General features: G+C 74.2%; 5 protein-coding genes. 4 read left to right on the top strand and 1 reads right to left on the bottom strand.

All coding sequences use genetic code 11. From position 1 onward, the window contains the following. Together DZF91_RS31635 and DZF91_RS31630 are read left to right on the top strand one after the other, a co-directional pair. On the top strand, positions 1-540 hold a 540-nt coding region (locus DZF91_RS31635), incomplete at its 5' end, for a LysR family transcriptional regulator substrate-binding protein (RefSeq protein ID WP_147341480.1). Positions 541-590: 50 nt separating this feature from the next. Continuing rightward, positions 591-2195 (top strand): Na+/H+ antiporter, encoded by a 1605-nt coding sequence (locus DZF91_RS31630; RefSeq protein WP_117360732.1) that lies wholly within the window; start codon positions 591-593, stop codon positions 2193-2195. 165 nt (positions 2196-2360) lie between these two features. Here DZF91_RS31630 and DZF91_RS31625 read toward each other — a convergent pair whose 3' ends face one another. Then, complete coding sequence (locus DZF91_RS31625; protein WP_117360731.1) at positions 2361-3281, bottom strand: Lrp/AsnC family transcriptional regulator; 921 nt, start codon at positions 3279-3281, stop codon at positions 2361-2363. A 639-nt stretch (positions 3282-3920) separates the two neighbouring features. On the opposite strand from DZF91_RS31625, the gene DZF91_RS31620 reads away from it, so the two are divergent. Together DZF91_RS31620 and DZF91_RS31615 are read left to right on the top strand one after the other, a co-directional pair. After that, a complete protein-coding gene (locus DZF91_RS31620) occupies positions 3921-5357 on the top strand; it encodes a GuaB1 family IMP dehydrogenase-related protein (RefSeq protein WP_117360730.1) in 1437 nt (478 codons plus the stop codon). A 458-nt stretch (positions 5358-5815) separates the two neighbouring features. Beyond that, positions 5816-7586: LCP family protein (locus DZF91_RS31615; RefSeq protein WP_117360729.1), on the top strand; the 1771-nt coding region annotated here is incomplete at its 3' end.

Raw genomic sequence — 7586 nt, 5'->3', positions numbered from 1 at the left:
CGCGCCCAGCCGGCCGTCCGGGTCCGGGTGGTGCGCTGCCCGGGCGCCGCGCAGGCCGCCGCCGCGCTCCGCCAGGGCCGCGCCGACCTGGCGCTGACCGACCTGCCCGTCCCCGGCGACCTGGTCGCCCACCCGGTGGACCAGCGGGAGGTCGTGCTGGTGTCGCCGCCCGGCCTGAAGCTGCGCGAGCCGGTCCCGACCGCCGCGCTGAACGGGATGAAGCTGATCCTGCCCGCGCGCGGCACCGCCCCGCGCGCCGAGATCGACCTGGTGCTGGAGGGGGTCGGCGCGTCACCGGTCGCGGCGGTGGAGCCGGAGGAGCGCGCGGCGTGGCTCGGCTGCGTCCGCGCGGGCCGCGGGTCGCTGCTCTGGTACCGGCACCAGCTCGAGGGCGACACCGACGGGCTGGCGGTGCGCTCGTTCATGCCGCCGCTGACCCGGCTGGTCGGGATCGTCCACGCGCACCGGCAGCTTCCCCCGGCCGCCCGCGACTTCCTGTCCTTCGCCAAGGACAACCCGAGGGCCGCCCACCACCCCTGACCTGCTCCGCGACGGATCGAGCGGGCGCCCGGACATGCCATGATCGGGGCGTGGAGACGACGGAAGCCCTCTGGCTGCTGGCCGTGCCGGTGGCCGCCCTCGCCGTGGCGGCGCTCGCCCGGCGCACCCGGATCGCCGCCCCGCTCGCCCTGGTGATCGCGGGTCTGATCTGCTCTTACCTGCCGGGCGTGCCGGATTTCGCGCTCAATCCGGAGTTCGTGCTCTACGTCTTCCTGCCGCCGCTGCTGTTCTCGGCGGCCTGGCAGAGCAGCTTCGTGGACCTGCGCGCCAACCTGCGCCCGATCGCGTTCCTGTCGGTCGGGCTGGTGCTGTTCACCACACTGGTGGTGGGCCTGGCCGTCCATCTGGCGGTGCCCGGGCTGCCGCTGCCGGTCGCGCTGGTGCTCGGCGCGATCGTGGCGCCGCCGGACGCGGTCGCCGCCGTGAGCGTCGCGCAGCGGCTCGGGCTGCCGCGCCGCACGGTGACGATCCTGGTCGGCGAGAGCCTGTTCAACGACGCGACCGCGCTGACGGCGTTCCGGGTCGCGGTCGCCGCCGCGACCGGCGCGGGCTTCACCTGGCTGGACGGGGCGGGCCGGTTCGCCTACGCGGCGGTCGCGGGCGCGCTGATCGGCCTGGTGCTCGGCCCGCCGCTGCACTGGCTGCGGACGCGGCTGAACGACCCGCTGGTGGAGAACGGCGTGGCCGTCATCGCGCCGTACGCGGCCTACCTGTCGGCCGAGGCGGTGCACGCGTCCGGCGTGATCGCGGTCGTGATCAGCGGCCTGTACCTGGGGCACCGGTTCACCGAGTCCGCCGCGATCACCCGGCTCATCGGGCACTCGTTCTGGAAGATCGTGGTGTTCCTGCTGGAGTCGGTGGTCTTCCTGCTGATCGGGCTTCAGCTCCCGCCGGTGCTGGACGCGGTGGCCGAACGCTCCTGGGGAAGCCTCGCGTGGTGGGCCCTGGTGGCGTTCGCCGCCACGGTCGTCGCCCGGTTCGCGTGGGTGTTCGTGGTGTCCTACCTGCCGGCGAGGCTCGGATTCGCGCGGGCGCCCGCGGACGGCGAGGAGCCGGGCTGGCGCGGCCACGTGGTGATCGGCTGGGCGGGGATGCGCGGCGTGGTGTCGCTGGCGGCGGCCTTCGCGATCCCGTTCACCACCAAGTCCGGCGCGCCGTTCCCGGACCGCGACCTGGTGCTGTTCCTGACCTTCACGACCGTGCTGGCGACGCTGCTGGTGCAGGGGCTCACCTTCCCCGCGCTGATCCGGATGCTGGGCGCGGGCGGGGCCGAGCGCGAGACCTACAACGACACCGTGGCGGCGGCGGGCGCGCACCATGCGGCGGCGTCGGCGGCGATCGGCCGGCTGGACGAGCTGGCCGCGGCCGAGGACCTCGACCCGGACGTGGTGGAGCGGCTGCGGCACCTGGCCGAGCAGCGGCAGCTGCGGGCGTGGGAGCGGCTCGGCGGCGGGACGGGCCAGGGCGGCGAGGAGGTGCCCAGCGTGACCTACCGGCGGCTGCGGCGGGAGATGCTCGCGGCGGAGCGCGTCACGTTCATCCGGATGCGCAACGAGCGGCGGCTGGACGACGCGGTGCTGGCGCAGATCCTGCACGAGCTCGACCTGGAGGAGGCGTCCCTCCAGCGCGACTGACCCGCGCGGCCGGCTCCGGCCGGGCCGTCACCGGCTTTTGCCTGGGTCACCGGCTTTTGGTGGGCCGTCACCGGCTTTGGACGGGCCGTCCCGGACGGGGCGTCCGGGACGGAACGGTGGGTCCCCCACGGTCGTGCGGGACGGGACGGGGGCGCTCCGGACGGCTCAGGCGGCGCCCGCGCCGTTCGGGGGCTTGTCCGGCAGCTCGACGGCGTAGGACTCCTTGACCACGTCCAGGTGGTGCCAGGACTCCCGGACCGTCGCGCCCGGCACGGCCCGGACGGCGTCCAGGACCTCGACCAGCCCGGCCCGCGTCGACGCCTCGGCCTGGCCGACGATGTCGTAGCGGCCGAACCCGGTGGCCAGGTAGCGCACGCCCTCCAGCCGGGCGACCGCCTCGGCGACCCGGCGCAGCGGCCCGGTCACCACCAGCCCGAACCCGCCGAGTTCGGCGGCGCCGAGCGCGAGCGGGTCGGCCAGGCCGGTGACCTGGATGACGCCGGAGCGCATCAGCCGGACGACGCGGGCGCGCGTGGCGGCCTGCGAGAGCCCGATGATGTCGGCGAGCCGGGTGTAGGGGGCCCGGCCGTCGCGCTGCAGCTCCTGCAGCAGCCGCCAGTCGATGTCGTCCAGGGTGATCCGGTCCAGGGCGCGGACCACGGCGTGCGCGTCCCGGACGGTGGCGACGGTGCGGAACACCTCGGTCGCCTCCACGCCGGGCACCGAGCGGATGTGGTCCACCTCGGCGGCGAGCGCCGCGTCGTCCCGGGTGCGGACCTGGACGACCAGGTCGTGCGGCCCGGCGGTGAGCGCGGTGAACCCCACGGCCGGCCGCTCGGCGACCGCCGCGGCCACCTCGCGTGCCGGACCGGCCACGGTGACCGACACGTGGCCGACGGCCTCCGCGCCGACCACGGCCGAGTGCACGATGCCGACGACCCGGACCACTCCGGTCTCGAGCAGGCTCTGCACCCGCGCCCGCACGGCCGTGCGGGAAAGCCCCACCCGGTCGGCGAGCGCCTGGAAGGTCGCTCTGCCATCCCGCTGGAGCTCGCGGACGAGCACGGCGTCGACCGCATCCAGCACGGCTGTCCTCCTCGCGATGCGATGAAACTTTTTGTCGGAACTGCAAGATCATTCCATTTCACGGCGGTCTGTCGTCAAATATTGATCTTGCTCGTGTTCGCCGGTCCCGGCCGCCGTCGAAGCGTCGGCGTACGGCCCGGAAGGCGACGAATGCGGGGCGGGGCGCGGGCACGGGGCAACGCAACGCGCCCGCGCGGGCCGTGCCGGGCGCCTCGCGGGCGCGTCGCGCGCGGGCGTGGCGATCGTCACTCCCGCGGCGGTGTCGGACATGCGGGACCGGGGCCACGAGCGTCACCGACATGCGCTACTCCCGGTCTTCTGCTGTGCCGCCTCCTACGGGGGATCGGCCGTCCGCGCGAGGCTATGTAAGAAAAGTGCATCGGGCGCGCAAGAACGTCAAGTGGTGACTTCACTGAGAGCAAAGCCGGAGAAGAGGTCCCGCAAAGAGGCGTCCCCGCTGGTAGGGGCCGCTGCAAGGGCCGCGGGGGCCGCCGCCGGACGATCACCTTCCGGCCAGGATTTCGTCACCGTCCGAGACCTGACCGTCCGGTCTGCGAGCTTGGTTCATGCATGGGCGGGTATGGCGCAGAATGTACGGTGGCCCAGCCGTCAGAACCACGATTGGTGTGTAGAAGAGCCGTGCGCCTGCTGAACGATGAGCGACCCGCTCACGATCTCACGTACAACGACGTCTTCATGGTCCCGCGCCGCTCGGCGGTCGGGTCCCGGCTCGAGGTGGACCTGTCCACCGTCGACGGCAGTGGCACGACCGTCCCGCTGGTGGTGGCGAACATGACGGCGGTCTCCGGCCGCCGGATGGCCGAGACGATCGCCCGGCGCGGCGGCCTGGCGGTGATCCCGCAGGACATCCCGGTCGAGGTGGTGGCCGGGGTGATCTCCTGGGTGAAGACCCGCGACCTGGTCGTGGACACCCCGATCACGCTGTCCCCGTCCGACACCGCGGGCGAGGCCCTGGCGCTGCTGCCCAAGCGGGCGCACGGCGCGGTGATCGTGGTCGAGGACGAGCGCCCGGTCGGCGTGGTCACCGAGGCCGACTGCCAGGACGTGGACCGCTTCGCCAACCTCCGCGACATCATGGCCCGCGACGTGGTGACGCTCCCGGCGGGCCTGGACCCGCGCGAGGCGTTCGAGCGGCTGCACGCGCACGGCCACCGGCTCGCCCCGGTCGTGGACGCCGACGGCCGCCTGGTCGGCGTGCTGACCCGCACCGGCGCGCTGCGCGCCACGCTCTACGACCCGGCCGTGGACGCCTCCGGACGGCTCCGGATCGGCGCCGCGGTCGGCGTGAACGGCGACGTCGCGGGCAAGGCCAAGGCGCTGCTGGAGGCCGGGGCCGACCTGCTCGTCGTGGACACCGCGCACGGCCACCAGGACAAGATGATCAGCGCGCTGCGCGCGGTCCGCGGGCTGGACCCGCAGGTCCCGGTCGTCGCCGGCAACGTGGTCACCGCCGAGGGCACCCGCGACCTGATCGAGGCGGGCGCCGACATCGTCAAGGTCGGCGTCGGCCCGGGCGCGATGTGCACGACCCGGATGATGACCGGCGTGGGCCGCCCGCAGTTCTCCGCGGTGCTGGAGTGCGCGGCCGAGGCCCGCCGCCTGGGCCGCCACGTCTGGGCGGACGGCGGCGTCCGGCACCCGCGCGACGTCGCTCTGGCGCTCGCCGCCGGGGCGTCCAACGTGATGGTCGGCTCCTGGTTCGCCGGGACCTTCGAGTCCCCGGGCGACCTGCAGCGGGCCGCCGACGGGCGGCTCTACAAGGAGAGCTTCGGCATGGCCTCGGCGCGCGCCGTCCGGGTCCGCACCGCAGAGGACTCGCCGTTCGAGCGGGCCCGCAAGGCGCTGTTCGAGGAGGGCATCTCCACCTCCCGGATGTTCCTGGACCCGCAGCGTCCGGGCGTGGAGGACCTGGTCGACTCGATCGTGGCCGGCCTGCGCAGCTCCTGCACCTACGCGGGCGCGCGGACCCTGGAGGAGTTCCACCAGAACGCCGTCGTGGGCGTGCAGTCGTCCTCCGGCTATGCCGAGGGCATGCCGCTCGCCACCTCCTGGTGACACCCGGCGGGCCGCGGATGCCCGCCGGGTCCCGGTGACCGGACCACCTCCGGGCGACCGGACGACTCCCGGTGACGCCGCCGGGCTCGGGGACCTCAGCGTCCCGCGGGCCCGGCGGCGTCGCGGTTTCTCCACGCCGCCGGGGCCTGCCGCGTCCCGGCCCGTTCGATCTCGCGACACGCCGGGGGCGGTGCGCCGCGCGGCCGGCGCCGCGCTGCACTCTTCCCCCTCGGGGACGTAGATCCCCGGTCGCCGGACGGCAGGCGTGATCAAAATTCGGGCACGACCCGGGGCTCGGACGCGCGCACCGACGGCAAAGTGCCTATTCTAGGCAACAGTGGCAAGTAACTAAGTACTGCTCGTATTCGGACGGCTACTCCCGCAACCTCTGCCCGGTTTCGCGCGTCCTGAATGTAGTTCGGTGCCTGAATTGAGCGCGTAGGGGAAGTGGAGCGTCCATGACGAGTCGACCGGCGTGGCGGCGCCGCCGGAGCACCGAGCCGGAGACGGAGGCCGACGCGACGGCCGGAACGGGACCGGACGCGGCGGCCGACACCGGGCCGGACGGGCCCGCCGACTCCCGGGCCGACTCTCAGAGCGACCCCAGGCCGCGCGCGCAGGCCGACACCGAGGCCGTGGAGGCCGGAGCCGACGCCGGATCGGGCGGCGAGACCGGCAGCGCTCCCGCCGCCTCCGACGGCACGGAGGCCGCTTCCCAGGAGTCCGCGGGGCGCTCCTCCGCCCGTGAGGGCGGGCTCGGCCGCGCGCTGGGGCTCACGCTCGCCTCCACGCTCGTATGGGGCGTGGCCCACCTGTCCACCGGACGGCGGCGGCCGGGCACGGCGCTGGTCGTCCTGTTCGTCGCGCTGGGCGCCGGGGCGCTGGCCTGGTACCTGGTGTACCGGCCGAGCCTGATCCGCCTCGCCGTCCGGCCCGACCTGCTCCAGACCGCGGCGGGCGGCATGCTGCTGGTCGGCCTGTTCTGGCTGTGTGTGATCATCCGCTCGTACCAGATCACCCGTCCGGCCGAGATGTCCGTTCCGGCGCACGCCGCCGGGGCGCTCTCGGTCGCGGTGCTGTGCTTCGCGGTGGCCGTCCCGGTCTCCTGGGCCGCCCACACCACCTACGTGGCGCGCTCGACCCTGACCAGCATCTTCCACGCGGGCGGCACCGAGGGCGCCAAGCAGATCAACACCGACGACCCGTGGAACGGGCAGTCGCGGGTGAACGTGCTGCTGCTCGGCAGCGACTCGGCCTACGACCGCGAGGGCACCCGCACCGACTCCATGACGGTCGCCAGCGTGGACACCCGCACCGGCGAGACCGTCCTGCTGGGCGTGCCGCGCAACCTGGAGCACTTCCCGATGCCGGCGGGCCCGGCCCGCGACCGCTTCCCCGACGGCTTCACCGGGGACGGCCCGGAGACGCCCGGCCTGCTCAACGAGGTCTTCCAGTACGCCGAGGACCACCCGGACATGGTGCCGGGGGTGGCCAAGAACCACCGCGGCCCGACGCTGCTGAAGCAGACCATCGAGGGCATCCTGCACCAGCACATCGACTACTACATCATGGTCGACATGTTCGGCTTCGCCGACATCGTGGAGGCGATGGGCGGCGTCAAGGTCAAGATCACCGAGCCGATCCCCTACGGCCGCGACGGCGGCGTCCTGCAGCCGGGCGAGCGCGTCCTGCACGGCAAGGAGGCGCTCTGGTACGGCCGCTCGCGCAACGACAGCGACGACTACGCCCGGATGGGCCGGCAGAAGTGCCTGCTGCGGTCGATCGCCCGGCAGGCCGACCCGACCACGGTGCTGTCCCGGTTCGACAAGCTGGCCTCGGCGACCAAGCGGGCGATCTCCACCGACATCCCGCAGGAGCTGCTGCCCGACCTGGTGAAGCTGTCGGAGAAGGTCAAGGACGGCGCGCAGATCAGCACGCTGGCCTTCGTCCCGCCGCTGGTCTCCACGGGGAACCCCGACTTCGCGCTGATCCGGCGGCTGGCCGCCAAGGCGATGAACCCGCCGCCCGCGCCGTCCCCCTCGGCCTCGCCGAAGACCTCGCCCAAGGCCTCCGGGGCCGGCTCCCCCGGCGCGGGGGCGACCCCGGCCGGGGCCGGCTCGCCGTCCGGCACGGCGTCGGGCGGCCCCTCGAAGTCGCCGGAGGCGCCGGAGACGCCCGGCGGCTCGAGCTCCCCCGGCGCCGAGAACGCCAAGCCGATCTCGCTCGACT

It is taken from the genome of Actinomadura logoneensis, assembly GCF_003428695.1.
Taxonomy (GTDB): Bacteria; Actinomycetota; Actinomycetes; order Streptosporangiales; family Streptosporangiaceae; genus Spirillospora; species Spirillospora logoneensis.
Note: the sequence above shows the minus strand (reverse complement) of the source record. Positions and strands in the feature narration are given on the sequence as shown.